This is a genomic window from Henriciella sp. AS95, assembly GCF_038900055.1.
Lineage (GTDB): Bacteria > Pseudomonadota > Alphaproteobacteria > Caulobacterales > Hyphomonadaceae > Henriciella.
In genome coordinates this window covers 45,886-66,937 of the sequence record NZ_JBBMQM010000001.1, presented here as the reverse complement: position 1 = coordinate 66,937, position 21,052 = coordinate 45,886, and the positions used below count along the sequence as shown (strand labels likewise).

General features: G+C 59.9%; 29 protein-coding genes and 3 tRNA genes. 19 read left to right on the top strand and 13 right to left on the bottom strand.

Annotation, left to right across the window (positions count from 1 at the left end; translation table 11 throughout):
* Positions 1-34 precede the first annotated feature (34 nt).
* Positions 35-238, top strand: a complete 204-nt coding sequence (locus WNY37_RS00395; RefSeq protein WP_342971473.1) for a zinc-finger domain-containing protein — start codon at positions 35-37, stop codon at positions 236-238.
* On the opposite strand, the gene WNY37_RS00390 is transcribed toward WNY37_RS00395, so the two are convergent.
* Positions 239-1,039 (bottom strand): WecB/TagA/CpsF family glycosyltransferase, encoded by an 801-nt coding sequence (locus WNY37_RS00390; protein WP_342971472.1) that lies wholly within the window; start codon positions 1,037-1,039, stop codon positions 239-241.
* Between the two features lie 38 nt (positions 1,040-1,077).
* Positions 1,078-2,145: a phage shock protein operon transcriptional activator gene (gene pspF / locus WNY37_RS00385; RefSeq protein ID WP_342971471.1), complete on the bottom strand. Its 1,068-nt coding sequence runs from the start codon at positions 2,143-2,145 to the stop codon at positions 1,078-1,080.
* 207 nt (positions 2,146-2,352) lie between these two features.
* On the opposite strand from pspF, the gene WNY37_RS00380 reads away from it, so the two are divergent.
* The 5 genes from WNY37_RS00380 to WNY37_RS00360 all read left to right on the top strand — a co-directional run bounded on the left by WNY37_RS00380 (position 2,353) and on the right by WNY37_RS00360 (position 4,362).
* Complete coding sequence (locus WNY37_RS00380; protein ID WP_342971470.1) at positions 2,353-2,493, top strand: hypothetical protein; 141 nt, start codon at positions 2,353-2,355, stop codon at positions 2,491-2,493.
* A 64-nt stretch (positions 2,494-2,557) separates the two neighbouring features.
* Positions 2,558-3,253 carry a phage shock protein PspA gene (gene pspA / locus WNY37_RS00375; protein ID WP_342971469.1) on the top strand — a complete coding sequence of 232 codons (696 nt, stop codon included), beginning with the start codon at positions 2,558-2,560 and terminating at the stop codon, positions 3,251-3,253.
* A 110-nt stretch (positions 3,254-3,363) separates the two neighbouring features.
* The gene (gene pspB / locus WNY37_RS00370) at positions 3,364-3,621 is read left to right on the top strand and encodes an envelope stress response membrane protein PspB (RefSeq protein ID WP_342971468.1); all 258 of its coding nucleotides are present in this window, start codon (positions 3,364-3,366) and stop codon (positions 3,619-3,621) included.
* A gap of 71 nt (positions 3,622-3,692) precedes the next feature.
* A complete protein-coding gene (pspC, locus tag WNY37_RS00365; RefSeq protein WP_342971467.1) occupies positions 3,693-4,088 on the top strand; it encodes an envelope stress response membrane protein PspC in 396 nt (131 codons plus the stop codon).
* A 4-nt stretch (positions 4,089-4,092) separates the two neighbouring features.
* Positions 4,093-4,362, top strand: a complete 270-nt coding sequence (locus WNY37_RS00360) for a hypothetical protein (protein ID WP_342971466.1) — start codon at positions 4,093-4,095, stop codon at positions 4,360-4,362.
* Here WNY37_RS00360 and mnmC read toward each other — a convergent pair whose 3' ends face one another.
* Entirely contained in the window at positions 4,363-6,186 is a 1,824-nt protein-coding gene (mnmC, locus tag WNY37_RS00355) for an FAD-dependent 5-carboxymethylaminomethyl-2-thiouridine(34) oxidoreductase MnmC (protein ID WP_342971465.1), read from the bottom strand.
* Between the two features lie 105 nt (positions 6,187-6,291).
* Between mnmC and WNY37_RS00350 the strand changes: the two genes are divergently transcribed.
* From WNY37_RS00350 to WNY37_RS00335, 4 genes are all read left to right on the top strand, one after another.
* Positions 6,292-6,474 (top strand): CsbD family protein, encoded by a 183-nt coding sequence (locus WNY37_RS00350; protein WP_342971464.1) that lies wholly within the window; start codon positions 6,292-6,294, stop codon positions 6,472-6,474.
* Between the two features lie 134 nt (positions 6,475-6,608).
* Positions 6,609-6,887 (top strand): GNAT family N-acetyltransferase, encoded by a 279-nt coding sequence (locus WNY37_RS00345; RefSeq protein WP_342974854.1) that lies wholly within the window; start codon positions 6,609-6,611, stop codon positions 6,885-6,887.
* On the top strand, positions 6,884-7,159 hold the full coding sequence (locus WNY37_RS00340) for a GNAT family N-acetyltransferase (RefSeq protein ID WP_342971463.1): 276 nt from the start codon (positions 6,884-6,886) through the stop codon (positions 7,157-7,159). Before WNY37_RS00345 ends, WNY37_RS00340 begins: the two co-directional genes overlap by 4 nt.
* 15 nt (positions 7,160-7,174) lie before the next feature.
* The gene (locus WNY37_RS00335; RefSeq protein WP_342971462.1) at positions 7,175-7,624 is read left to right on the top strand and encodes a YcgN family cysteine cluster protein; all 450 of its coding nucleotides are present in this window, start codon (positions 7,175-7,177) and stop codon (positions 7,622-7,624) included.
* A 106-nt stretch (positions 7,625-7,730) separates the two neighbouring features.
* On the opposite strand, the gene WNY37_RS00330 is transcribed toward WNY37_RS00335, so the two are convergent.
* A complete protein-coding gene (locus tag WNY37_RS00330; RefSeq protein ID WP_342971461.1) occupies positions 7,731-8,117 on the bottom strand; it encodes a MerC domain-containing protein in 387 nt (128 codons plus the stop codon).
* A 200-nt stretch (positions 8,118-8,317) separates the two neighbouring features.
* On the opposite strand from WNY37_RS00330, the gene WNY37_RS00325 reads away from it, so the two are divergent.
* Positions 8,318-9,073, top strand: coding sequence for a DUF3299 domain-containing protein (locus WNY37_RS00325; protein WP_342971460.1), 756 nt, complete (start codon positions 8,318-8,320; stop codon positions 9,071-9,073).
* A gap of 79 nt (positions 9,074-9,152) precedes the next feature.
* Positions 9,153-9,533, top strand: coding sequence for a hypothetical protein (locus WNY37_RS00320; protein WP_342971459.1), 381 nt, complete (start codon positions 9,153-9,155; stop codon positions 9,531-9,533).
* Positions 9,534-9,617: 84 nt separating this feature from the next.
* Here the strand turns inward: WNY37_RS00320 and WNY37_RS00315 are convergent, their stop codons facing one another.
* The 4 genes from WNY37_RS00315 to WNY37_RS00300 all read right to left on the bottom strand — a co-directional run bounded on the left by WNY37_RS00315 (position 9,618) and on the right by WNY37_RS00300 (position 13,485).
* Positions 9,618-11,159 (bottom strand): TadE/TadG family type IV pilus assembly protein, encoded by a 1,542-nt coding sequence (locus WNY37_RS00315; protein ID WP_342971458.1) that lies wholly within the window; start codon positions 11,157-11,159, stop codon positions 9,618-9,620.
* Entirely contained in the window at positions 11,159-11,743 is a 585-nt protein-coding gene (locus tag WNY37_RS00310) for a hypothetical protein (protein WP_342971457.1), read from the bottom strand. The genes WNY37_RS00315 and WNY37_RS00310 overlap by 1 nt, the downstream gene beginning before the upstream one ends.
* Positions 11,737-12,276, bottom strand: a complete 540-nt coding sequence (locus tag WNY37_RS00305; RefSeq protein ID WP_342971456.1) for a TadE/TadG family type IV pilus assembly protein — start codon at positions 12,274-12,276, stop codon at positions 11,737-11,739. Before WNY37_RS00305 ends, WNY37_RS00310 begins: the two co-directional genes overlap by 7 nt.
* Positions 12,277-12,447: 171 nt before the next feature.
* The gene (locus WNY37_RS00300) at positions 12,448-13,485 is read right to left on the bottom strand and encodes a TraB/GumN family protein (RefSeq protein ID WP_342971455.1); all 1,038 of its coding nucleotides are present in this window, start codon (positions 13,483-13,485) and stop codon (positions 12,448-12,450) included.
* Between the two features lie 127 nt (positions 13,486-13,612).
* On the opposite strand from WNY37_RS00300, the gene WNY37_RS00295 reads away from it, so the two are divergent.
* A tRNA-Arg gene (locus tag WNY37_RS00295) sits at positions 13,613-13,689 on the top strand.
* 32 nt (positions 13,690-13,721) lie between these two features.
* Here WNY37_RS00295 and WNY37_RS00290 read toward each other — a convergent pair.
* A tRNA-Gly gene (locus WNY37_RS00290) sits at positions 13,722-13,795 on the bottom strand.
* Between the two features lie 50 nt (positions 13,796-13,845).
* Positions 13,846-13,930 (bottom strand) — tRNA-Tyr (locus WNY37_RS00285).
* Between the two features lie 97 nt (positions 13,931-14,027).
* On the opposite strand from WNY37_RS00285, the gene WNY37_RS00280 reads away from it, so the two are divergent.
* From WNY37_RS00280 to WNY37_RS00265, 4 genes are all read left to right on the top strand, one after another.
* On the top strand, positions 14,028-14,789 hold the full coding sequence (locus WNY37_RS00280) for an RNA methyltransferase (RefSeq protein ID WP_342971454.1): 762 nt from the start codon (positions 14,028-14,030) through the stop codon (positions 14,787-14,789).
* Between the two features lie 12 nt (positions 14,790-14,801).
* Positions 14,802-15,221, top strand: a complete 420-nt coding sequence (locus WNY37_RS00275) for a GNAT family N-acetyltransferase (protein ID WP_342971453.1) — start codon at positions 14,802-14,804, stop codon at positions 15,219-15,221.
* A gap of 111 nt (positions 15,222-15,332) precedes the next feature.
* On the top strand, positions 15,333-16,202 hold the full coding sequence (locus WNY37_RS00270) for an alpha/beta hydrolase (protein WP_342971452.1): 870 nt from the start codon (positions 15,333-15,335) through the stop codon (positions 16,200-16,202).
* Positions 16,203-16,273: 71 nt separating this feature from the next.
* Positions 16,274-16,651 (top strand): hypothetical protein, encoded by a 378-nt coding sequence (locus tag WNY37_RS00265; protein ID WP_342971451.1) that lies wholly within the window; start codon positions 16,274-16,276, stop codon positions 16,649-16,651.
* Positions 16,652-16,664: 13 nt separating this feature from the next.
* Here the strand turns inward: WNY37_RS00265 and WNY37_RS00260 are convergent, their stop codons facing one another.
* Positions 16,665-17,441 (bottom strand): hypothetical protein, encoded by a 777-nt coding sequence (locus WNY37_RS00260; protein WP_342971450.1) that lies wholly within the window; start codon positions 17,439-17,441, stop codon positions 16,665-16,667.
* 91 nt (positions 17,442-17,532) lie between these two features.
* Here WNY37_RS00260 and WNY37_RS00255 point away from each other — a divergent pair, with 91 nt between their 5' ends.
* Positions 17,533-18,450, top strand: coding sequence for a fatty acid desaturase family protein (locus WNY37_RS00255; RefSeq protein WP_342971449.1), 918 nt, complete (start codon positions 17,533-17,535; stop codon positions 18,448-18,450).
* 7 nt (positions 18,451-18,457) lie between these two features.
* Here the strand turns inward: WNY37_RS00255 and WNY37_RS00250 are convergent, their stop codons facing one another.
* Positions 18,458-19,069, bottom strand: a complete 612-nt coding sequence (locus WNY37_RS00250) for a trimeric intracellular cation channel family protein (protein ID WP_342971448.1) — start codon at positions 19,067-19,069, stop codon at positions 18,458-18,460.
* Positions 19,070-19,247: 178 nt separating this feature from the next.
* Between WNY37_RS00250 and WNY37_RS00245 the strand changes: the two genes are divergently transcribed.
* Positions 19,248-19,751, top strand: coding sequence for a hypothetical protein (locus WNY37_RS00245; protein ID WP_342971447.1), 504 nt, complete (start codon positions 19,248-19,250; stop codon positions 19,749-19,751).
* Here WNY37_RS00245 and WNY37_RS00240 read toward each other — a convergent pair.
* Positions 19,741-20,973: a hypothetical protein gene (locus WNY37_RS00240; RefSeq protein ID WP_342971446.1), complete on the bottom strand. Its 1,233-nt coding sequence runs from the start codon at positions 20,971-20,973 to the stop codon at positions 19,741-19,743. The two genes, WNY37_RS00245 and WNY37_RS00240, sit on opposite strands and share 11 nt — an antisense overlap.
* Positions 20,974-21,052: the final 79 nt, after the last annotated feature.

Here is a 21,052-nt window from a genome sequence, read left to right as displayed (position 1 = left end):
AGGCAATGCTGTCATCGCGGAACAGGGTATCATCATGTCCACGACACCACTTCCAGGCGCACCGGAAACCATCATTACGCCAGAGCACCGCGTCGCTTGTGACGGCGGCGGCACAGCGCTTGGCCACCCGAAGGTCTGGTACGAGATGGGCGACGATGAAATGGTCGAGTGCGGCTATTGCGACCGACGCTTCGTCCTCAAGGGCGGCAAGTACGATCCGGATGCGCCAGCCGGCTGATCAGCGGGCGGCCTTGCGCGCTTTCCTGTCGCGTCGCCACATCCCGAATATTGTCGGTCCGTCAATGAGGTAGCGCTTTGCCAGGCGCTGCGGCTCGTTCGTCAGCCTGTGGAGCCATTCGAGCCGGTTCTTGCGCATCCATTCCGGCGCACGCCGCGTCTTGCCGGTGAGAAAATCGATGCTCGCGCCACAACAGATTCCGACGCCCTGAACGTCGCCGCGCTCACGCGCTGCCATCGCGACCATTTCCTGCTGGGGTGAGCCGACACACAGGAAGTGAAAGCGCGCCGGGTTTTCCGACATGAACTCAGCCGCCTTGCGGATCGCGTCCGGATTGTTGCGCAGCCCCATCGGCGCATCATGCCAGCGCACATCTGACAGGCCGAACTTCGCTTTCAGTGCCGTGATCTCGCTCGCCGTGCAGCCAATGACGACCACCGGCTCATCGCGCTCCAGTTCCCTTTCGAAAATCGCTTGCACGATGTCAGCACCCGGCGAGGCGGGCAGGTCCATCCGCTCCCAGCTCGCCAGCAGTTCCAGGATGCGGCTGTCATTCAGGATAAGGCCGGAGCCGTGATACATTTCGCCGAGGTCCGGCTCGCGCTTCAGGCGCACCATATGGTCGACATTCGGGGTCACCACATACCAGAAGCCCTCGCTGCCGAGAGCATTGGCCGCAATGTGCCGGGCAGCATCGCGGGCCTTCATGGCCTGGAAGGGCAGGCCGAGAAATTGCTGCGCGCCGTCGCGAGGCGGTGCGGTGTCGATGGGTGTGTTCGGCGTGATCTGGGAAGCCTGCATGGTAAACTCCTTTGCAGGTATTGCCTAAGAAAGTGCTTCTAGGGCGGGCTTGCTATGTCTTCGGCCGTGTCCGGTTTGCCCGGCTTCTTGCCGTAATCATGTTTTTTAAGAAGGCCGCGCAGCTGGTGATAGGTGAGGCCCAGCGTCTCGGCCGCCTTTCCCTGATGACCATCATGGGCGCCAAGCGCCGCGTCGATCAAGGCGGTTTCAAAAAGTTTAGTCTGCTCCTCGAAGGAGGCCCCAAGCTGAGGTTTGGGCAGGGCCGGTGCGGCTGCCTTAGGTGGGGGCGCAGGACTGCCCGTCAAGACCGCTGGCGGGCGATAAGGTGACTCGAACGGATCCAGCGCCTCCGGATCGAAGCGAACCGGCTCGCCCGTGGGGTTGGTCAGCGCGCGGGCGGTGATGCGCTGCGCGAAATTTCGCAGCTCACGGACATTGCCGGGCCAGTCATGCGCTTCGATGGCCGCGATGGCTGAGGGCGAGAAGCCCGGAAAGTCCTCCAGCATCTCGCGCGCCATCCGCCGGGCAAAGAAGTCGGCGAGCAGCGTCGCGTCGCCTTTCCGCGCTCTCAGCGGCGGCAATGTCACCACATCGAAGGCCAGCCGGTCGAGCAGGTCAGCCCTGAACTTTCCCGCGCGCACAGCCGAGGGCAGATCCACGTTGGTTGCCGCGACAACGCGCACATTGGTGGTCTGGACCTTCTCCCCGCCGAGACGCTGGAACTCTCCATATTCGATCACGCGCAGGAGCTTCTCCTGGACGCGCTGGGAGGCGGTCGCGATCTCATCGAGAAAGATGGTGCCGCCATCAGCCAGCTCGAACCGGCCCTGACGCCGATCGGTCGCGCCGGTAAACGCGCCGCGCTCATGCCCGAACAGTTCAGAATCGAGCAGGTCATTGGAAAGCGCCGCGCAGTTCACCTTCACATAAGGCCCGTCCCAGCGGCGCGAGAGGAAGTGAAGCCGTTCGGCGACCAGCTCCTTGCCCGTCCCCCGCTCGCCAATGACGAGCGCCGGGCGCTCCAGAGGGGCCAGCCTCGAAATATGTTCGAGCGCCGAAAGCCATTCGGGGGCCTCGCCAACAATTTGGGGAGCTTCACCAATCATAAGGGCAATATAACTAAATCACCGGCGAAAACAACTAAAATAGTTGGTCAAAAAGACTAAAAATGACAAGACGGTTTCACGCCAGTAAAAAATAAATCTATAAAAAACAATACACTAACTGGTTACCGCCAAACTGGCACGGTCCTTGAAATACCTATGCCATCACAGGCGATGGGCGTCGCCAAAACTGAAGGACTAAAGAACGAAATGACCGATCCACGTTATGACACACGCTACCAGGAAACCCGGGAAAACTCGGGCAAGTTTGGTCGCTGGCTCGCATCACGTCCCGCCGAATGCTGGATGTTCTTCGCAGCCGGTGTCTTCCTCGGCGGCCTCTTCTTCTAAGCGCCTGACAGAGTTCAACTGACGTCTCCTCCCAGACATCACCGAGTACGAAAGGATAAATACAATGGGACTTTTTTCCCGCCTCGGCGACATCATCAACTCCAACATCAATGCGATGCTGGACAGTGCAGAAAACCCGGAAAAAATCGCGCGCCTGATCATCCAGGAAATGGAAGACACGCTCGTTGAGGTTCGCACCTCCGCCGCCCGCGCCATGGCCGACAAGAAGGAAATGGAACGCGAGATCGACTATTACACCAAGGTCCGCAACGACTGGGAAAACAAGGCCGGCGTTGCCATCGACAAGGGCCGTGAAGACCTCGCCCGCGGTGCGCTGGTTGCCAAACAGAAAGCCGATGGCGAAATCGACCGCCGCAAAAATGCGATGGTTGCTGCCGAAGAAGCCTTCGAGAAGCACCAGGACGATCTTGCCAAGCTGCAGGCCAAGCTCGACGAGGCGAAAGCCAAGCACCGTGCGCTCATGATGCGCCGGGAAGCTGCTGAGCAACGTATCCGTATGCGGTCGCAGACCTATGACGGCAAAGTTGACGACGCCCTTGCCCGCTATGCGAGCGTCGAACGCAAGGTCGATGAGATGGAGGCCTATGCCGACCAGATCAAAGGCTCAGAGCCAAGCCTTGAAGCAGAATTCGCCGCTCTCGAACGCGACGAAGCTGTCGAAAAGGAACTCGAAGCCCTGAAGAAGTCACGCGCCAAGTCGACTGCAAAGTCTGCCAAAGCCAAAGACAGCGAGGACTAATCGATGCTGATCTCACTTATCGTACTCGCGGCCATTCTATCTGTTATTATCGTGCCTGGCCTTATACTCCAGCAAATGGATGAGCAGGTCCCAGGCAAGGAAGGATAGTTATGGATCCCGAATACATCATCGCCATCGTCGCGATCGCATCAATCTTCATCGTCTTTCCGGGCATGGTGTTCCACTACATCACCCTCTGGCGGAAGCAGAAGACCCTCGAACCCGACGATGAGCGCATGCTCGAAGACCTCTGGCGCTCCGCGAAAGCCATGGAGCGCCGCATCGAGACCCTCGAGCAGCTCGTAGACACACCTCAGGAGGATGGGATCTCGGCCCCGCGCCGGCCCCGCTCCCCGCTAGACCGATAGAAAGAAAAAAGAAAATGACCCGTCACCATCGTCATCATCGCCATCATCGTCCCCAAGAAGGTGAAGAAGATATGTTCAGATCGCCAAACCCGAAACGCCTTTACCGCTCGCGCACTGAGCGGGTCTGGGCGGGCGTCTGCGGCGGTATCGCAGAACGCTTCGGGTGGGACCCGCTCGTCGTTCGTCTTCTGGCGGTTGCATCCTTCTTTCTCTTCGCCGGGCCGCTGGTCATCCTCGCCTATATCGTGATGATCCTGCTGGTTCCGAAATCGCCAAAGGGCTACGGCTCGCTGGCGCCCGAGGAAGAAGCCTTCTGGCGCGGTGTTTCTGACCGCCCCAAGGCGACCTATTCCGGCCTGAAGTACAGCTTCATGGATCTCGAAGACCGTCTCCAGAACCTGGAACGCTCTGTCACCTCCGACGAATGGCGTCTTCGCCGCGAATTCCGAAACCTAGAGAAGAACTAAACCGATGTCGGCGCTCATCCTTCCTTTGCCAGTCGAGCAAACCCAGAGGCCAGAGGCCGAGATCATCAACTTTCCAGTCAAGGGGAAAACCAAAATGTCCAGCAACTTACAGACCAGCGGTTGGATCGCATGTATGGCCGCGATCGTTCTGCTGGTCGCCGCCACCGTCATCAGTTTCGCAGGCGGCGTGCATATTGAGGCCGGCGGCGTTCAGATGACGCTCAAGGCTTCGATGGAGCAGGGCGTTCACCTGGTCTTCGCCGCGGCGACCTGATCAGCCGCTTCGCTTCAGGTCGCGCAGGATCTGCCGCATGGGTGAAACGGCCTGAAGCGCCCCAACACTTGCAGGCGCAGGCTCTGAGAGGAGCTGCGCCGCGAGAATTTCACCCGCCCACGGCCCCCAGGTAAAGCCTCGAGAGCCAAACCCTCCCGCAAGATAGAGCCCCGGCACCAGAGGCGCATCCGCCTCAATCACCTGCCCGTGCCGCACCCCGTCAAACACCTCTCGCGCCGCCTCAAAATCCGGCACAGCGCCGATCAGGGGCAACCGGTCCGGCGTTGTTGCGCGAATGCCGGCGCGGCTCTTGATCGACTGCTTCCTTGCATCCTGACGCCAGTACGGATCGAGCGTCTCAAGGGCCGCCATGTTCTGGGCGCGCGCTTGTTCGGTCTCAGTGACCACGCCGCCCTCCCAGGCCTCAAACGTTGCGCCCCAGAGACGGTCCGTTCCGTGTGTCAGCGCATAATGCCCGCTCGCAATCGCTGATGGCGGGGTCGACGCGCTGCCTGTCGTGAACTCGACCTGTCCCTGGCGCCCCGCAATCTTTAGCCACGCCAGCCACTCGGTGATCGCCTGGCCGGTTGCGAGAAGAGTGGGGACGCCGTCTACCAGATCGTCTGGTGAAAGCGCGCGCCCGGTCTCGACCTTGATGCCGTCTAGCAGGCTATCGATCAGCTTGACCGGCTCAAGGATCATCGCGCCCTTGTGCAGCACGCCGCCGCTCGTCGCCTCGAGATTCTCAAGCCCAAGCGGCGGATCGGCGAGCAGCTTTTCAAACCGCTCGCCTTCGCGCGCATCCTTCGGGCGGTGCGCCACCTCCGTCATGATGACGCCGGGGCGGCCTGAATAGAACCGCCGCGCCGCCAGATAGGCATCAATCAGCAGGCGCGCCTGAACCGTGTCACCGGCGTCGAGGCGCGGCATGACAAGCGCCAGCGGGTTACCGCTTGCTGCGCTGGCCGGCCCGGCCGCGTCTATGACTTCCACTTCCAGTCCGCGATCAGCCAGGACGCGCGCCGCAGACGCCCCCGCGATACCAGCCCCGACGACGCGCACCTTGCGGGGCCGTTGGGCAGGGCCGCGAAGGCCGTAAATGTCCGCAGGCCGGGTGTCGCCTCCCGAAAAACGCACCTCCAGCCGCTCGCGCTTGAAACCAAAGCCCGGCGCCTTCTCGACCTCGAAGCCCGCCGCCGCCAAGCCCCGCCTCACGGCGCCGGCCACGGTAAACGTCCCAAGCTTGGCGCCCTCTGCGGAGCGCGCATGCACGAGCGGCCACAGGCTCTCGGCCCACATCGCGTCATTCTTTGCAGGCGAAAATCCGTCCAGGAACCAGGCATCGGCCTTGAACCGGCTCTCAGGCAGCGTTTGCGAAATCTCGCCGACATGAAGCATCAGTGTCAGCCGCTCATCCGGCCAGACCATCCGCTGTACGCCGCTCGCCCGGTCCGGCCACGCATCCGCCAGCTTGCCTGGCAGGTCTTCAAGTTCCGGCCAGGCGCCAAGCGCTCGCGCAGCATCACCCGCATCCAGCAAATAGCCTTCAAACGAGACGAAATGCAGCCATTGCCCCGGCGCTCTCGTTCGCCGCCAGCGCTCCCAGACCGCCAGGAAGTTCAGCCCCGTTCCAAAGCCAAGCTCTGCAATGGTGAACGTGTCGCGCCCGGCCCACCGCTCCGGCAGGCCGCAGCCCTGCATGAAGACGGTCCGCGCTTCCTCCAGCCCGTTATGCCGCGAGAAATAAACGTCGCCCACGCGCTCATCGACGGGCGTTCCATCTTCCTTCCAGCTGAGGTCAGGGCGGGGCGGCAGGCGGCTCATACGTCCTGCTAGCACGAAGATTATATTTTGCGAGTGCCGGAACATGTGCCCCCGCGCAGGGGTTTCTTATGTGGGACTGGAAAACAACCCTGAAAGGAGCTCAGAATGGGCAAGGACCAAGTAAAAGGCGCGGCCAAACAGGCCGAAGGCAAAGTCAAAGAAGTCGCTGGCGTCGCTACCGACAACCGCGAACTCGAAGCCGAAGGCAAGGCCAAGCAGGTCGAAGGCAAAGGCCAGGAAATGGTCGGCAAAGCCAAGGACAAGCTGAAAGACGACGACAAAGACTAGGCCGTCTGAATAGACCGGGCAGGGTTGGGAGGCTGTTGGCCGCACCCGCCCTGCTTTGCGTTGTGGCGGCTTGAATAATCACACCCGCGCCGTCATCTCAGCTGCAACAGTCGAGCGAGCATGATGTGAGCCCTATGAATATCGAGCATGAAGAGACCGAATCTGGCGGGCGGTATTTTATCCGCATCGACGGCCGCGAAGCCGAAATGACCTATTCCAAAGCTGGCGACGGTATCATCATCATCGATCATACCGGCGTGCCCGACGCGCTGGGCGGCCAGGGCATCGGCAAACTGCTCGTGGAGCGCGGCGTCGAGGATGCGCGCAAGGCAGGCAAGAAAATCGTGCCGCTGTGCACCTATGCAAAAGCCCAGATCGAAAAACACCCTGAATGGCAGGACGTGCTGAAATGACAGACCTTACACTGAAAGACAGTGGCCACCGCCTGACCGCAGACGTCGACGGCGAGGAGCTCGAAATTCGCTATGGCTGGGCCAGCAAGGACGTGATGCGCGTCGATTTCGTCGGCGTGCCCTCATCGCTGGGCGGGCGCGGCCTCGGCACGAAACTTGTCGGTAAGCTTGTCGAGAAAGCCCGCAAGGAAGACTTCCGCCTGCAGCCTGTCTGCGGCTTTGCGCGCTTGCAGCTTCAGCGCCATAAGGACTGGCACGACGTCCTCGCCTGAGGCATACCGGCCCGCATGAGCGAGCCTTTCTGGAAAACAAAATCGCTGGCAGAGATGACCCCTGAAGAGTGGGAGTCTGTCTGTGATGGCTGCGCGAAATGCTGCCTGCTAAAGCTTGAGGACGAGGATAGCGGCGACATCGCCTATACGCGCCTTCATTGCCGCCTCCTGGACGCCGATCTCTGCCGCTGCGCCGACTATGAGAACCGCAAATCCATCGTGCCCGATTGCGTGATCCTCACCCCGAAATCAGTTTCCGAGCTGAAATGGATGCCGCAGAGCTGCGCCTATCGCCGCCTGCATGAGGGCCGAGGCCTGCCAGACTGGCACCACCTGATCAGCGGCGACCGGGACCGCGTCCACAAGGACGGTCACTCCATCATGGGCCAGACGGTCAGCGAAGACACCGTCTTCGAGGAAGACCAGATCGACTGGATCATCGACTGGGACGGCAATCCGCCCTAAGGGAAGATCCCATCGTGACGACGGGAATGGGCGCGAACTCTCCCACTTCGCAGACGCCATCCGCGCGGCCTTGCAGGCGAACCGGACATCGCGCCGGCCGGTCAAATCATGCGTGACGCCTTTTGCGGTGGCGCGACCAGCGCCAGATATGGGCGCTGGCAAGCATGAGCGCGCCTGTGACGGTCACCGGTGTCTCGACCTCATGAAGGGGTTCGAGAAAGGCGGCTGCGAGCAACAGGGTAAGACCCGTCACAGCCAGCAGAATAAATCCCGCCCCGGCATGTGAACGGCTGCCACGGACAATTGCAAAGCCAGAGAGCGGCAAGGCGATGAGCACGAAGGCCTTGTGCACCCACTCGGCTTGCGCCCAGGCCCCCGCCAGCGGCAGCATGGCCGCGAGCAGTGGCAGCGCGAGGCAGTGGATCATGCAAAGGCCGGATAGGGTTATCGCAGACGCATCAATTGCCCGCGCGGTCATGGCTCGGCTGGACATCACAGCCGCTCCGGTATGGCGGTATGTCGCGATGGTAGAGGCCGCTGCGGCAGTCGGTTCGACAGCATGAAAAATTTCCCATTTGTGTTATATTATAACGCCATGTATTAAGGGCGTGTGGGCTTGGCAAGAGGTGTTTTGTAAATGGCAGATAAAACAGGCTGTCGTCCTCAAGTGATGCGCCTTTCATGATGCGCCGCATGGCCGGACGATGCCTTGCGGCACTGCTGGTGATCACCAGTGCAGGCTGCGGTGATCGTGCCTTGCCAGCCGCCGAAGCGCCGGCAAACCGCGTTACCAAACCGCCGCCCATACCGGACGGCCGCGAGAACGTAGGCTTCGAAAAACCAGAGGCTGCCACGCAGGAAACGGCCAACAGTGAGACGCAGGCATCAGACGATGCGCCAGCCGCCGAAAGCTCCATGCGCAAATATTGGGGCGTCAAGGAGGGCGAACCGCTCCGTCTGGTCTGGGAAGACCTTCTGCCCGAAGGCGCCGAGGCCGAACTCGCCCGCCAGCAGGCCGAATTTTATGAGATGCTGGAGAAGCGCTACGCGGCCCAATCGACCTCCCTCATGGATGCGCAGCCTTTTGGCGAGATCGCGGAAGGCTCCGACATGGACTACATGCCCCAGCTCGGCACCTTCGATGTGGTTGATGATCTCGATGGCGAATTCATTCGTATCCCCGGCTACATCGTTCCTTTCGATTTCGATGAGAGCCGCAAACACACGGAATTCCTGCTCGTGCCCTATATGGGGGCCTGCATCCACACACCGCCGCCGCCACCGAACCAGGTGATCTTTGTCAGGGCTGATCCTGCGGTGAAGATCGGCGATATCTGGTCGCCTTACTGGCTTGAAGGTACCATCCTCACAGAGAAGAATCAGAACGCCGTCGGTGATGCCGCCTACACGCTGGACCTGACCGAACTGGAGCCCTATCGCGACCGGTAAGCGCAGGGTTTGGGGCCGTCATAGCGGGGAAACGTGCCGAAATATCCAACCCCCTCGCGTCCCATGCTTTACTTCCCGCATGTTCGACCGTGCGTGGATCCTCTCCATTCTTGCGAAGCTTCCGGCCTGTTACTGGCCGGTCTTACTCTGGGATGTGCTGCGGGTTGGCCGCCTCGTTCGCGCCTATCGCGAGGCCAATCCGCAGGGCGGCATGGTCGGTATCGGCGTCACTATTAAGGGCCGCATCCACATCAAATGGGCGATGCCGGCCGATACGCCGTCCGAGACCGACTGGACGCTTTACGCGCGCCGGGCCCCCTGGCTCGGGCAAGACCTCGATGCCGGCTCAGCCGGTTTTGCGCGCTTCAGTGCGCCAGCGGCCGGGCATTGGCTGGAAATCGGCCCACAATCGGCCTGTTTTCCGGCCGCTCTCGAACCCGCTTTCATCGACTCCGGTTAGCGCTGTGCCCATCCCGAATTCAGACCCGCCCGCCGCATGTCGCCAGACTCTGCGGCCGCGGGTGCTGACGCAAATGGCTCGGCCCTAGCGCGTAATGCGCAGCTTGTTGAGGTCGGAGCCGATCGATCCGAAAGCGTCATCCAGCGCATCAGAAGAGGGCGCATACCAGTATTTGCCTTTGTCCGTCGCACAGTTCTGGAATATCGCCCGCGTTCCCGAATCGGCTGAATTGGACAGGACGACCGTATAGACGATGATGTTCATCGCTTTCGCCTCATTGCACAGCTGCGTGACGCGATTGTCGATCTTCTTCGCCACGTTTGACGAATTGGTGGTGTTGAAGAGGTCATTCATCTGAGTTTCGCCCAGGCGGCCATAGCCGGTTATGTCGGATTTCTCAGACCCCTTCTTCACGCGCGAGCCATCATTGCCCGCATTGTAGATGGAGTTGTCGCCGTCCGTCATCAGAACGATCGCGCGGCGCCAGCGCGGCGAATTCCAGATGACCTCGCCGGTCTTCTTGTCGACGATCTTGCTGGATTCGTCGAAAGGCACGCCAGGCGACAGGGTACGGATGCCCCAGGCCATTCCGATGTCGGACAGCGTACCGCCGCGGTTCCAGGCGGTCATATCCTTGAGGGCGTCTTCCACATCCTTTTTCTTGCCTGTGAGCGGGAGGATGGGGGTCGGGCAACCGACATTCGGGCCAGAGAATGAGTTCGAGTTCCTGTTGCCGCCAGGATCGACGCTGCCCGGCTTGATGGTTCCGATGACGAAGCCATTGTCGTGAACCTCGTACTGGTTGTCATTGTAGATCGGCCACAGCATGGGTGTCCACTTTTTGCCGAAACTGGGGGGCGTGTCGGCAATGGAATCGTCGCCGCCACGCTCCAGCACGCAGCCCTTCCACTGGGTCTTGTCTTTGGGGTCATAGTGGAATGTCTGCAGCAGGGGCTCCGCCACGCCGGTGCGGTTCTGGGGATCCTGCAGCTTGAACGCGGCAAGGTCGAGCGGATTGATGATGCCGGGTGCCGCATCGCCCGGATTGACCATCGACGCATAAGGGACGACGGCCATACGCACTTCGTCCTCGGCGTCTTCGCTGTCGAAGAGGGATTTGGTCAGGCTGAGCGATGCAGAGCGCAGCGCCTCGATACGGTTCTTGCCACCGCCCATAGAGCCCCACATCGATCCTGTATTGTCGAGAACAAGCGAGACCATGATCCCGCCGCCGGCGCGCTTCACATCGGTCTCGGCAGAGACCATCACCTGGTCACCCGCCACGATCTGGATGAAGAAGGTATTCATCTTCACCGTGCCCGTCAGGAACACTTTTTCTGCCGAACTCGTGACGGAGACGGACTCAACGGTCACGCCGGGCATGTCGAAGTTTCGGCTGACATAGAGCTGCGCAAGGTCGTTAAGTTCCTGTTGCGAGCCATAGGTCGTGCCGACGGCCAGCGCTGCCGAATCGAGCGCGCCCTGGAAGTTGTACTTCACGAGGTACATGCGCGAGCCATCGACCGCGAGCCCGACACACGCGATGAGTGGGATCACCATGAGCGCGAAGTTCATCGCTATGGCCCCGCTGCGAGCCCTCAGCCAGTCACGGATAAAACCAATCATCAGCTGCCACCTGCCGTATAGCCGTCCCAGGAAATGCCGGCGTCATGGATCTTGCCTTCAAAAGCGATCGCGCGGGTCGTGCGAGGCTTGAAGTAGAGCACGCCTTGCTCGCTGAGGTCATCGCCGCCTGAGAGGACGGTGATCGCCGAGGTGTAGCGCAGCGTGGCGCTGACCTGGATCACACTTTCGCCCGGAGCGGCCAGCCCACGGGCTGCCTCAACATCAACCTCGCCAGGAAGCCCGCCGCGCCAGCGCTGCCACAGCTTGACCGGGTCTCCATTCTGCTGGAAGCCAATGCTGGCGATCGCGATGTCCAGGGCACCTTCTTCGACATTGACCTGCTGCATCATCTGGTCGGCAGCTTCGTAAATGGTGTCCAGATCATCTTCGCTGAGGTCGTCATCCCGAGAGAGAAGATCGCCAAACTGGTAGAGGTAGCGCTCGAACTCGTCGGCCGCCTGAAACCGGAAGGTGATGTCGAAGATCGCGAGCATCATCAGCGCCAGCGGCCCGGCGATCAGCGCGAACTCCAGCGCCGCGAGGCCAGACGTGTCACGCAGCAAGTGTCGAAGGCGCGTCAGCATTTCTTGACACACCCGAACGGTTCGTTCTTGCCCATGGTGAACCCGATCAGGATCATCGGCTCACCGGACGGCTGGAAGATGTCCTGCATGAACGGCGTCACGAAGTGATAGGGCGTCGCCACTCGCATCACGGTGATCTCTTCTGACTTGCCGGGCTTGAAGACAAAGTTGGCTGGCGTGCTGCCATTGAACGCGGCATCCGGAAGCTTTGCGTCCTTCAATTCCTTGAATGAGCGAACGTCGAAATAAAGATCATTGCAGCTGAACAATATGGAGCTGTTGGCACAGACAAGGTCATTGAACGCCGTTTCAGGATCGTCTGCTGTCTGGATTTCGCCGGTCTGGATGTCGCGCGCCATCTCATACAGAACGTGTTTGACGAAGTTTCGCTTGAAGACGTAGATCGAAAATTCAATCGTACCGAGAACCATGATCAGGAATATCGGGACGATCAGGGCGAACTCGACCATTGTCGACGCCCTTATGTCACCGGCAATGCGGCGGCCCGAAGAGGAGGTATTGAAACGGATCACTGGTAGAAAGCCGGTTTCTGTTAACCAGGAGTTCTTTAGTGCAAGTTGAATAATGAATGATGAACCGGAACAAAAGTTTAGCGGCCTTCAGCGCATGCAGAAGGCTTCCACCCTCGCAAGGGCTCAGCTTGAAAGAGTTCGGGATCTGTCGGCTATAGCCTGGCCTGAAGATCAGGGCCCTTCGACCTCATAGCCCTCGTCGCGCAGCATGGTGATGACGCTGTCGGGGCCTGCGAGGTGACCAGCGCCAACCGCGATGAAGACCGTGCCAGGCTCATCCAGCATTGCTTCGATCTGTGGGACCCAGTTGGAATTTCTTTCAAGGAACAGCGCATCATAGATGCCTTCGCCGCCGCCCGTGTCCGGGTTGGCGACGAGCACGCCCAGTCCGGTGACGTCGCCGTCAGCCCACTCATCGACAATCTGATCCAGCATCTGGCTGGACTCTGGCAGGGCGAGCGCCGTCTCGTACAGGAACTCCTCCTGCACGTCTTCCGGCAGGGTGTCGAAGATGTCGGCCTGGAACGCGGCCGTTTCGAGATAGCCGAACGTCTTTCCGTCTTCTCTCGCGTCGGCGATCAGGGTCTTCTCAACGCCGGAATCCGGGTTGAAACCATCACTTTGCAGCTGCAGAACCGATAGCGTTACCGCCGCCATCCACGGTTCCATCGGGTCGAAACTCGTGGCCGGTATGCCCATCGGCTTCAAGGCTTCATTCAGGGCTTCAAGGTCCGTTGAACTTAGCTCTGTCGAGAGTTTGCGGCCATCCTGATAGAGCCCTTTCTTCTGGAAGTCCTGCGCCATGGCGCGCATGCCTTCCTCACTTTCCATGTCGATTTCGAGAACGAGTTTATCGGCACTCTCAAACGCGGCATCAAATTCATCTGTCCGCCATTCCAGCTCCGGGCGTAGAATATGGACCGTGCCGAACATATGGATCGTCGTGTCATCATCGGAGAGCGTCCACAGGGCCGGCGAGCCTGAGCCGCTCGTTGTGCGGGCTTCGGCGAGCGCCTCTTCATATTCGTCGATGATATCCTGTTTGTCGCGGCGCACTTCGGCCTCAGGCGTGTCATCACCCTCGCTTGCAGAAATGTCGTGCGGGTCGCTGGTTGCCGGCGCGGTGTCATCATTGCCGCAAGCGGCAAGTCCTGACAGCAGGGCCACGGCGCAGGCCCCGGCGAAGACAGGTTTGAAACGATTGGCCATGCATGAAGCTCCTTTGAGACAGCGCAGTTGGCGCACCTTTGCATAGCTCGCTGCCGGGTGAAAGCTGTCTTGTCGTGCGGGCAGGTGATTGCCCTTCGGCGCGGCTTCGCCTATGGACTGGCCCAACGCACCTATAGCTCAGCTGGATAGAGCGCTGCCCTCCGAAGGCAGAGGTCACAGGTTCGAATCCTGTTAGGTGCGCCATTCTCTGACATTTGAGACAAGAGAGGCCGGACTGGAGCGGGTACACGGAATCGAACCGAGATCCTCAGCTTGGAAGGCTGCTGCACTACCGTTGTGCTATACCCGCCCGGAGTCTCCGGACTTTCGCTTTGCCGACCCTAGCATCAAACAGGGCAGTGGTGGAGGGGACAGGATTCGAACCTGTGTACGCTATGCGGGCAGATTTACAGTCTGCTGCCTTTAACCACTCGGCCACCCCTCCAGGGCGTGCCCTGCGACGCTCAGATTGACGCCGCCGGAACAGGACGCCAAATGACTGCAACAGCAGGCACCGGCGCACCGAAGCGCGTCTTATAGGGATGAAGACTATCGCACGCAACCATCAGAAACGGCGTTTTACAGCTAGCGGTTCGAGCGATCCGTCCGCGCCGGTTTGGCTGTGGGGCCAACACGCCGTCGAAGCCGCAATTGCCAACCCTGAACGCGAGGTGCTGCGCCAGATCGCGAGCGAGAATGCGGCGCGCCGCCTCAGCCTGTCCGATGTCGAAATCCTCGACCCGAAAGCCATCGATAAACTTCTGCCGCCGGGCGCTGTGCATCAGGGACTGGCCATCCGCGTGAAACCACTTGAGGCGCTCTCGCTTGATGATGTGCTGGCGAGGCCCGACGCCCCGACGCGCATCTGCGTTCTCGATCAACTGTCCGACCCCCATAATCTTGGTGCTATATTCAGGTCTGCGGCGGCCTTTGGTATCGGCGCGATTGTCCTGCAGACGCGCCATACCCCACCGATCACGGGCGTGGCAGCAAAGGCTGCGGCCGGTGCGATCGAGACTGTCGCCGAAGTGCGCGCCGTCAATATTGCGCGGACGATTGACCAGCTTGGCGCGGAAGGCTTTCACACCATCGGCCTTGCCGGAGAGGGAAGCGAGACGATTGTGGATGCTGTCAGCGGTGCCCCGAAAGTGGCGTTCGTCATGGGCGCAGAAGGCTCGGGCCTTCGTCCGGCCGTGGCGAAAGCCTGCGCCAGCCTGGCGCGCATCCCAATGCAGCCGGGCATGGAGAGCCTTAACGTCTCCAATGCCGCGGCGATTGCGTTCTACGAGGCTTTCAGAGGGTAGAGGTCAGCCAGTATGGAAATCAGGCGACTGTCGAAGAGCGATGTCGGCGCGACATACCCCGTCATGTCCCAGCTGCGGCCGCATATTTCGGAAGCTGAGTATCCGGTATGGATAGAACGTGTCCTTGCCGACGGCGCTCATATCATTGCAGCCTGGCGAGACGGTCGCTGCATCGGTTGCGCGACTTATCGTCAGGAATTTCGGCTCGCGACCGGTGATCTTGTCTATGTCGACGATTTGGTGACGGACATGAATGCGCGCTCGACTGGCGTCGGCAAGGCGCTCATTGACTGGGTTGAAGCAGAAGCCAACCGGCTGGGGGCGAAAGTGCTTATCCTTGATTCAGGCACGCAGAGAGAGCGCGCTCACGCCTTTTACTTCCGCGAAGGCTTCACCATCACGTCCTTCAATTTCAAGAAGCCGCTGGATTAGTCCGGCCGTTTCGACCGCTTGGCTTTCTGCCGGAAGCGATTGAGACCGGTTCATCCCCGCTCCCTGCAAAGGGACTCGATCAGGCGCTCGCTTCGGCCTATGAGACACGCCATGACAATACACGGCCCCGTTTCGAACACCTATTTCTCACAGCGTCTCAAGCTTCATTATGTTGACTGGGGCAATGAGGACAAACCGCCGCTTCTGCTGGTTCATGGCGGGCGCGACCATTGCCGCAGCTGGGACTGGGTTGCCCAGGAGTTGCGCCATGACTGGCATGTGATTGCCCCCGACCTTCGGGGCCATGGCGACAGCGCGTGGTCGCCTGAGGGCAACTACAACATGCAGGCCTATATCTATGATCTCGCGCAGCTCATTCACCAGCTGAAGCTCGCGCCGGTCACCATCGTTTCGCACTCGCTCGGCGGCAATATCTGCCTGCGCTATACCGGGCTCTATCCGGAGAATGTGAAGAAGCTCGTCGCGATCGAGGGGCTCGGCCCCAGCCCGAAAATGCTGGAGGAGCGGCAAAAGACGCCCTGGCAGGACCGGTTCCGCAAGATGATCGAGGACAAGCGCGCGCTCTCAGGTCGCCAGCCAAAGCGCTATGACAGCCTTGAACAGGCTTATGCCCGGATGAAGGAAGAGAACAGCTTCCTGTCCGAAGAGCAGGCCCGGCATCTCACAATGAACGGCATCGCCCGCAATGAGGATGGTACGTATAGCTGGAAGTTCGACAATTATCTGCGCGTCTGGGAATCGGTTGATCTCACCCAGGAGCAGATCCAGGATCTCTGGGCGTCGATCACCTGTCCGACGCTATTGCTCTACGGCGAGAAGAGCTGGGCGTCGAACCCGGCTGAGGATGGCCGGGACAAGTATTTCCAGAATGCCGAAGTGAAGCTCTTCCCGGAGGCCGGCCACTGGCTCCATCACGACCGGTTCGACCTCTTCATGGAAACGCTGCGCGACTTCCTCTGAGAGAAATCTCCCCTCTGTGACCCTTCAAACGGAACGTTGACGAGCAAAGCATTTGAGTTTATCGTTTTTCGATGAATTCAAGATTCGACTATCGTCCTGGAGACGTCGTCTCCGTCCGCTTTGGCGGTGTGCTTCGCCATTATGGTGTCGTGACCCATGGCGGGCGCATCATCTCGAATAATGGCCGCTATGGCGGTGTCGTCTCGCAGAGCCTTTCGGAGTTTGCCCGCGGACGGGAGATCCACAATCATGGCCCTGGCGACGGCGAGAGTGACTATCTTGCTTCAGCGCGCGCCACCCGCCGCCTTGGCCACGATTATCATCTGACTGGCTCGAACTGTGTGCATTTCGTCCGTTCAGCGCGAGGTCGAAAACCCACGGCGACGCAAATTGCACGCGGAACCTTCGAGGCCTTTCGCGACATGATGAAACCGCGGCGGCGCCACTGAGCCAAACGTGCTTTCAAACGGATTCGCGGAACGTCTTCCAGCAGGACACGCCGACATCATTATAGCGACGCATCGTTTCAACCATTCTACAGAACCGATCATCCGGCCCGAGTTCTGGCGGTAGCAGCGGATCGAAATTGATCGAGCGAATGACGCTCTGACCAATCAGGAACGTCTCACGCGCCGCCATCGGAACGGTCAGGTCCGGCAGGATGTTGAGGCTCTCCTCCATTGTCCGGATCGCCCGATCATAGGACTCGCGCAAAGCCTCGGTCGACCAGAGGCTCGCCCACCGCTTTTCTTCCGCTGTCGCCGTTGCCGAGACGCGATGAATAAGCAGGTCCTCATCCGCCCCGATATCAACGAGATCATCGCGGTGATCGCTCAGGGGCCGCGACAGGTTCGCGGGGCGAATCCAGAACCCTTGAGGGGTTTCGCGATACCCTGACAGGCCGAGCGCGCGTTCGCGGGCGCGCAGCTGCTTGCGGTCCGTCCGTCCGAGATGCTGCGTCAGCGCGACCAGCCAGTCACCATTCCAGTCACATTTTCGGCTGTTCACATCCTTCCATTGCTGAACACGGGATGTGAGCGCTCTCGCTTTGGGGCCGGGCACATAGACCCCTCGCTGCGGGCTTTTGAGGTGAGCGGTGCTCATGAGACGGGTAACGGCGACCCGCATCGTGGCCGCCTCAATGTCGAAAAGCGACCCCGCCTTGATCAAGGTCCCGATCGTGAGTTGCACTGCATCCGTGCTCGCCAGAAGGGAGAGCACCAGGGAGCGAGCGGACATATCCGTCGACTCTGTCGGACTGAATTGATACAATGGTTGAGACATGCTGCAATTTGGTGTAATATGTATTTTATCGCAAGTGAGGTGGTAAATGTCGTCTTTAATGAAGCTCTCGGATGCCTTGTCAAAGGACGAATTGAGAGCCCTCCGAGAAAAGTCTGATTTCAAGGCGGGCGCGACGCTTGCCTGGAACTGGGGCCTCATCGCTGCGGCCTTCGCCATCGCGATCATCTGGACCAACCCGCTGACGATTGTGCTGGGTATCCTCATCCTTGGCGGCCGCCAGCTGGGGCTTGGCATCATCAATCATGACTGCGCGCACCACGCCTTCTTCAAGTCAAAACTTGTCGATGAGTTTGTCGGCGAGTGGCTGGCCGGCGCACCCATGAATATTTCGCTGGTCGCCTACCGCAACTACCACCTCAAGCACCACAAATTCGCTGGCACGCCGGACGATCCCGACATCGTCTTTGTGAAGAACTACCCGGTGAAGCGGGACAGCCTCATGCGAAAGTTCAAGCGTGACCTGACCGGACAGACCGGCTTTCGCGATACGATGTTCAAGATCCGCAAGTTCAAGCTTTCACGAAACTGGAAATGGCTGGCATTCCATGTGTCCCTGCTGGGCGTGCTGACGCTCGCGGGCGCGCCCTGGGCCTATCTGATGTGGTGGGCCGCCGAGCTGTTCATCTACCCGGCCATCGTTCGCTTGCGCCAGATCGGTGAGCACGGCACCGCGATCGACCGCTCGCAGCTGGACGCAAGGCTCAATACAGGAACGACTGTCGCCCCGTTCTGGCAGCGCGTCTTCATCGCGCCCAACAATGTGAACTACCACCTTGAGCACCATCTGCTCGCCAGCATTCCGCCCTACAATCTTGGCCGTATGCACCGCATTCTGGCGTCACGCGGCTTCTACGATCAGACCGATTGCATCTCACATGGCTATGGCGATGTGCTTCGCCGGGCGGTCCGCCGCGATGAGCCGGCCATGGTGGCGGCAGAGTAGACTCCGGTCAGTTCCGGGCCTTTGGCAGCGCCAGGCCGAAAAGGATGGCTGAGGCACGGAGGATAAAGGCTGTCGCAATTCCAGCGCCAACGGCGACGATCTCGCCGGGGCCGTACCGCACAAGCAGGAAATAGACGATGGAGCCAACGATCGCGCACGTCGCGTAAAGTTCGCCCTCCTTCAGGACCAGCGGCTCTTCATTCGCGACCACATCGCGGATCAGCCCGCCAGCGCTTGCCGTGATCGTGCCCATGATCACGACCACCAGGAAGTTATGTCCCAGCGCCAGCGCCTTGGCGGCGCCGGCAATCGCAAACAGGGCCATCCCCGCCGCATCCGGCCAGCGAAGGGCGCGGAACTGGCTCACATATCGATAGAAGAAGAAGGCTGTGACGCCCCCTGCGATAGCGAGGATGAGCGTCACCGAGTCACTCAGCCAGAACACCGGCTGGTCAAGCAGGAGATCGCGCAATGTCCCTCCGCCGATCGCCGGCAGGAAGGCGAGGACGATCACGCCGAGGAAATCCATTTCCTTTCGTACCGCCACAACGCCGCCCGAAATCGCAAAGACGAAAACGCCGATCCGGTCGGCCAGCATAAGGAGAAACTCTGGATCCATGGGCGAGCGCTATGCCGGAGAATGACGTCGTCGTCCATTCCGGCAAGCCTGGTGTGTACAATTCCATGGCTTGAAATTTACGGGTTCGCTATATGTTTGGAAGTCGTCGTCCGCCTTTGAGGCAGGGCATGCTGCCATCAGGCTCGATCATCACCTAGCAGCCAGACAGGAGTTTCAGATGAGTTCTTCTCAGCGCCCTCGCGATGGCGCCGTCGCATCGCCTCATCCTGGCACGGACTTGCTGAAAATTGTGCTGCCCGCAGCGCTCGGCCTGGGCATTCTTTGTGTTGGACTCTTGCCAAACTTCGGACACCCGCTCGGTGACAAGACCGAGCACGTTCTGGCCTTCGCGGTTTTTGCATCGGTTGTGCGCAATTCGGGGTCAAAGCTGTCCAAACCCCTGGTCTGTTTCGTGGTTCTGGCGGGCGTCGCCGTCTTGCTGGAAGTGTTGCAGGGGCTTCTATTGCGCTCGCGCATTGCCAGTGAAAGCGACGCCCTGGCCTCCATTCTCGGTGTCGGGCTCGGCATTTTTGCGTCCTATCAGACCCGCATGAGACAGGTACTTGCCTGGATCGCGATCATTATCATCGCATTCGCGGCAAACTGGATGCTGAATGTCGGCCGCTACAAGATCCACAACGCCGTTTTTGCGCAGCAGGCAGAAGCCCACTTCAGTCTTTGAGGCGGGTGCTCAGGCCGAAGACGTTGTAGACCACATTTCTTGTCTTCATTGCGGTCGACTTCATCCGCGCGACGCGTGGCAGCCGCTTGCGAATTTCCATCTCCATGGTCGTCAGCCAGACGAATTTGCGCGACCGCTGGATGAGGCGCTCGATCGGTTCGACGACGTCTTGGCGATCAAGCTCGACAGCCCGCGCAAGAATTTCTTCGAACAGGAGGTACTCATTTTCGGTGCGCAGATAGATCTTTTCCGCATTTGCAGGCGTGTAGTGCGTCCAGTCGAAAGAAGTTGCCTGATCGCGATCAATTCCAGCGAGATCAATGGCCAGCATGGTCCGCAGGCACTTCTGACATTTAGAACAATTGAGGTGTTCTGAGCTCTGCCGACCCCGGCTGCACACATTCAGCACGCGCAGAAATTCCGGATTTCTCGCGACGGCGGCGGTTTTGTCGATCCGGCTCGTGGATGTGCCAAAATGATCCAGTGACAGCGTGGAGCTGCCAAACCGCCAGTCCGTGTCCGGATGTGATCCCCACGGCATCAACTGGTCCCAGTTCAGCGACGACGAAATGATTGCGTGCGAAATTTCCCCTGAAAGGAAATGGGTCGCAGCGGCATAGGCGGCGCCATGAGACAGGTGTGCCCAGGCGTCCTGATATTCGGGGATGGCCGTCATCATGTTCGTTGAGATTGTCAGGTGAGAGACATTCATGCGCTGTGCGAACTGGTCGATCTCATCCAGGCCGTCTGTTTCGCTGCGGAAGGGCAGATGGATTGAGTTGCGGTGGATGACGCTGATCAGCGCGTCGATTTCACCCCTGCATTTGAGAAGTGAATACAGCGAATCGACGCCGGCCGTGAAAAGGCAACCTGTCTGTCCAGCATCGGGCGCCGTTCCATCGGAGTCCGTTACCGTGCGCACATCGGCGACAATTTGGGTTCTGTGCCGGTACGGGTACCAATCGTGCCAGATATCGATGACATCTTCGACCTGTTCCAGAAGGCGCTGGTCGACAGCGCCGAGATGCTCGTAATCTTCGTCGAGGACGAATGCCGCTGCGATCCCGTACAGGGCGAAGTGATCATAGGTCGCCGGCTTGGCGCACGTCTCCGGAACTTCGAAAAAGACCGTATATTTCCGGCCACGTTTTTTCGAGCAGTATACAGCTTCCTGGCGGTAAAGGCCTTCGCTGGTGAACTCGTCGATTCTGACAAGCTTCATGGCACTCTAATCCTCGAATTCTGGACGGGCGGGTATCGTCAGTCTTCACATTCCCGTGAAGCAAGATTCCTGCCGCTTG

Bases quoted from the DNA above. Each gene is read 5' to 3' on its own strand.
- WNY37_RS00245 (WP_342971447.1), top strand. From the start codon at position 19,248: ATGAGTTCTTCTCAGCGCCCTCGCGATGGCGCCGTCGCATCGCCTCAT.
- WNY37_RS00345 (WP_342974854.1), top strand. From the start codon at position 6,609: ATGAATATCGAGCATGAAGAGACCGAATCTGGCGGGCGGTATTTTATC.
- WNY37_RS00275 (WP_342971453.1), top strand. From the start codon at position 14,802: ATGGAAATCAGGCGACTGTCGAAGAGCGATGTCGGCGCGACATACCCC.
- WNY37_RS00280 (WP_342971454.1), top strand. From the start codon at position 14,028: ATGAAGACTATCGCACGCAACCATCAGAAACGGCGTTTTACAGCTAGC.
- WNY37_RS00395 (WP_342971473.1), top strand. From the start codon at position 35: ATGTCCACGACACCACTTCCAGGCGCACCGGAAACCATCATTACGCCA.
- WNY37_RS00240 (WP_342971446.1), bottom strand. From the start codon at position 20,973: ATGAAGCTTGTCAGAATCGACGAGTTCACCAGCGAAGGCCTTTACCGC.
- WNY37_RS00320 (WP_342971459.1), top strand. From the start codon at position 9,153: ATGTTCGACCGTGCGTGGATCCTCTCCATTCTTGCGAAGCTTCCGGCC.
- pspF (WP_342971471.1), bottom strand. From the start codon at position 2,145: ATGATTGGTGAAGCTCCCCAAATTGTTGGCGAGGCCCCCGAATGGCTT.
- WNY37_RS00335 (WP_342971462.1), top strand. From the start codon at position 7,175: ATGAGCGAGCCTTTCTGGAAAACAAAATCGCTGGCAGAGATGACCCCT.
- WNY37_RS00270 (WP_342971452.1), top strand. From the start codon at position 15,333: ATGACAATACACGGCCCCGTTTCGAACACCTATTTCTCACAGCGTCTC.
- WNY37_RS00340 (WP_342971463.1), top strand. From the start codon at position 6,884: ATGACAGACCTTACACTGAAAGACAGTGGCCACCGCCTGACCGCAGAC.
- WNY37_RS00325 (WP_342971460.1), top strand. From the start codon at position 8,318: ATGGCCGGACGATGCCTTGCGGCACTGCTGGTGATCACCAGTGCAGGC.
- WNY37_RS00390 (WP_342971472.1), bottom strand. From the start codon at position 1,039: ATGCAGGCTTCCCAGATCACGCCGAACACACCCATCGACACCGCACCG.
- WNY37_RS00255 (WP_342971449.1), top strand. From the start codon at position 17,533: ATGTCGTCTTTAATGAAGCTCTCGGATGCCTTGTCAAAGGACGAATTG.
- mnmC (WP_342971465.1), bottom strand. From the start codon at position 6,186: ATGAGCCGCCTGCCGCCCCGCCCTGACCTCAGCTGGAAGGAAGATGGA.
- pspC (WP_342971467.1), top strand. From the start codon at position 3,693: ATGTTCAGATCGCCAAACCCGAAACGCCTTTACCGCTCGCGCACTGAG.
- WNY37_RS00300 (WP_342971455.1), bottom strand. From the start codon at position 13,485: ATGGCCAATCGTTTCAAACCTGTCTTCGCCGGGGCCTGCGCCGTGGCC.
- WNY37_RS00315 (WP_342971458.1), bottom strand. From the start codon at position 11,159: ATGATTGGTTTTATCCGTGACTGGCTGAGGGCTCGCAGCGGGGCCATA.
- pspB (WP_342971468.1), top strand. From the start codon at position 3,364: ATGGATCCCGAATACATCATCGCCATCGTCGCGATCGCATCAATCTTC.
- WNY37_RS00250 (WP_342971448.1), bottom strand. From the start codon at position 19,069: ATGGATCCAGAGTTTCTCCTTATGCTGGCCGACCGGATCGGCGTTTTC.
- WNY37_RS00265 (WP_342971451.1), top strand. From the start codon at position 16,274: ATGAATTCAAGATTCGACTATCGTCCTGGAGACGTCGTCTCCGTCCGC.
- WNY37_RS00260 (WP_342971450.1), bottom strand. From the start codon at position 17,441: ATGTCCGCTCGCTCCCTGGTGCTCTCCCTTCTGGCGAGCACGGATGCA.
- WNY37_RS00350 (WP_342971464.1), top strand. From the start codon at position 6,292: ATGGGCAAGGACCAAGTAAAAGGCGCGGCCAAACAGGCCGAAGGCAAA.
- pspA (WP_342971469.1), top strand. From the start codon at position 2,558: ATGGGACTTTTTTCCCGCCTCGGCGACATCATCAACTCCAACATCAAT.
- WNY37_RS00380 (WP_342971470.1), top strand. From the start codon at position 2,353: ATGACCGATCCACGTTATGACACACGCTACCAGGAAACCCGGGAAAAC.
- WNY37_RS00330 (WP_342971461.1), bottom strand. From the start codon at position 8,117: ATGTCCAGCCGAGCCATGACCGCGCGGGCAATTGATGCGTCTGCGATA.
- WNY37_RS00310 (WP_342971457.1), bottom strand. From the start codon at position 11,743: ATGCTGACGCGCCTTCGACACTTGCTGCGTGACACGTCTGGCCTCGCG.
- WNY37_RS00360 (WP_342971466.1), top strand. From the start codon at position 4,093: ATGTCGGCGCTCATCCTTCCTTTGCCAGTCGAGCAAACCCAGAGGCCA.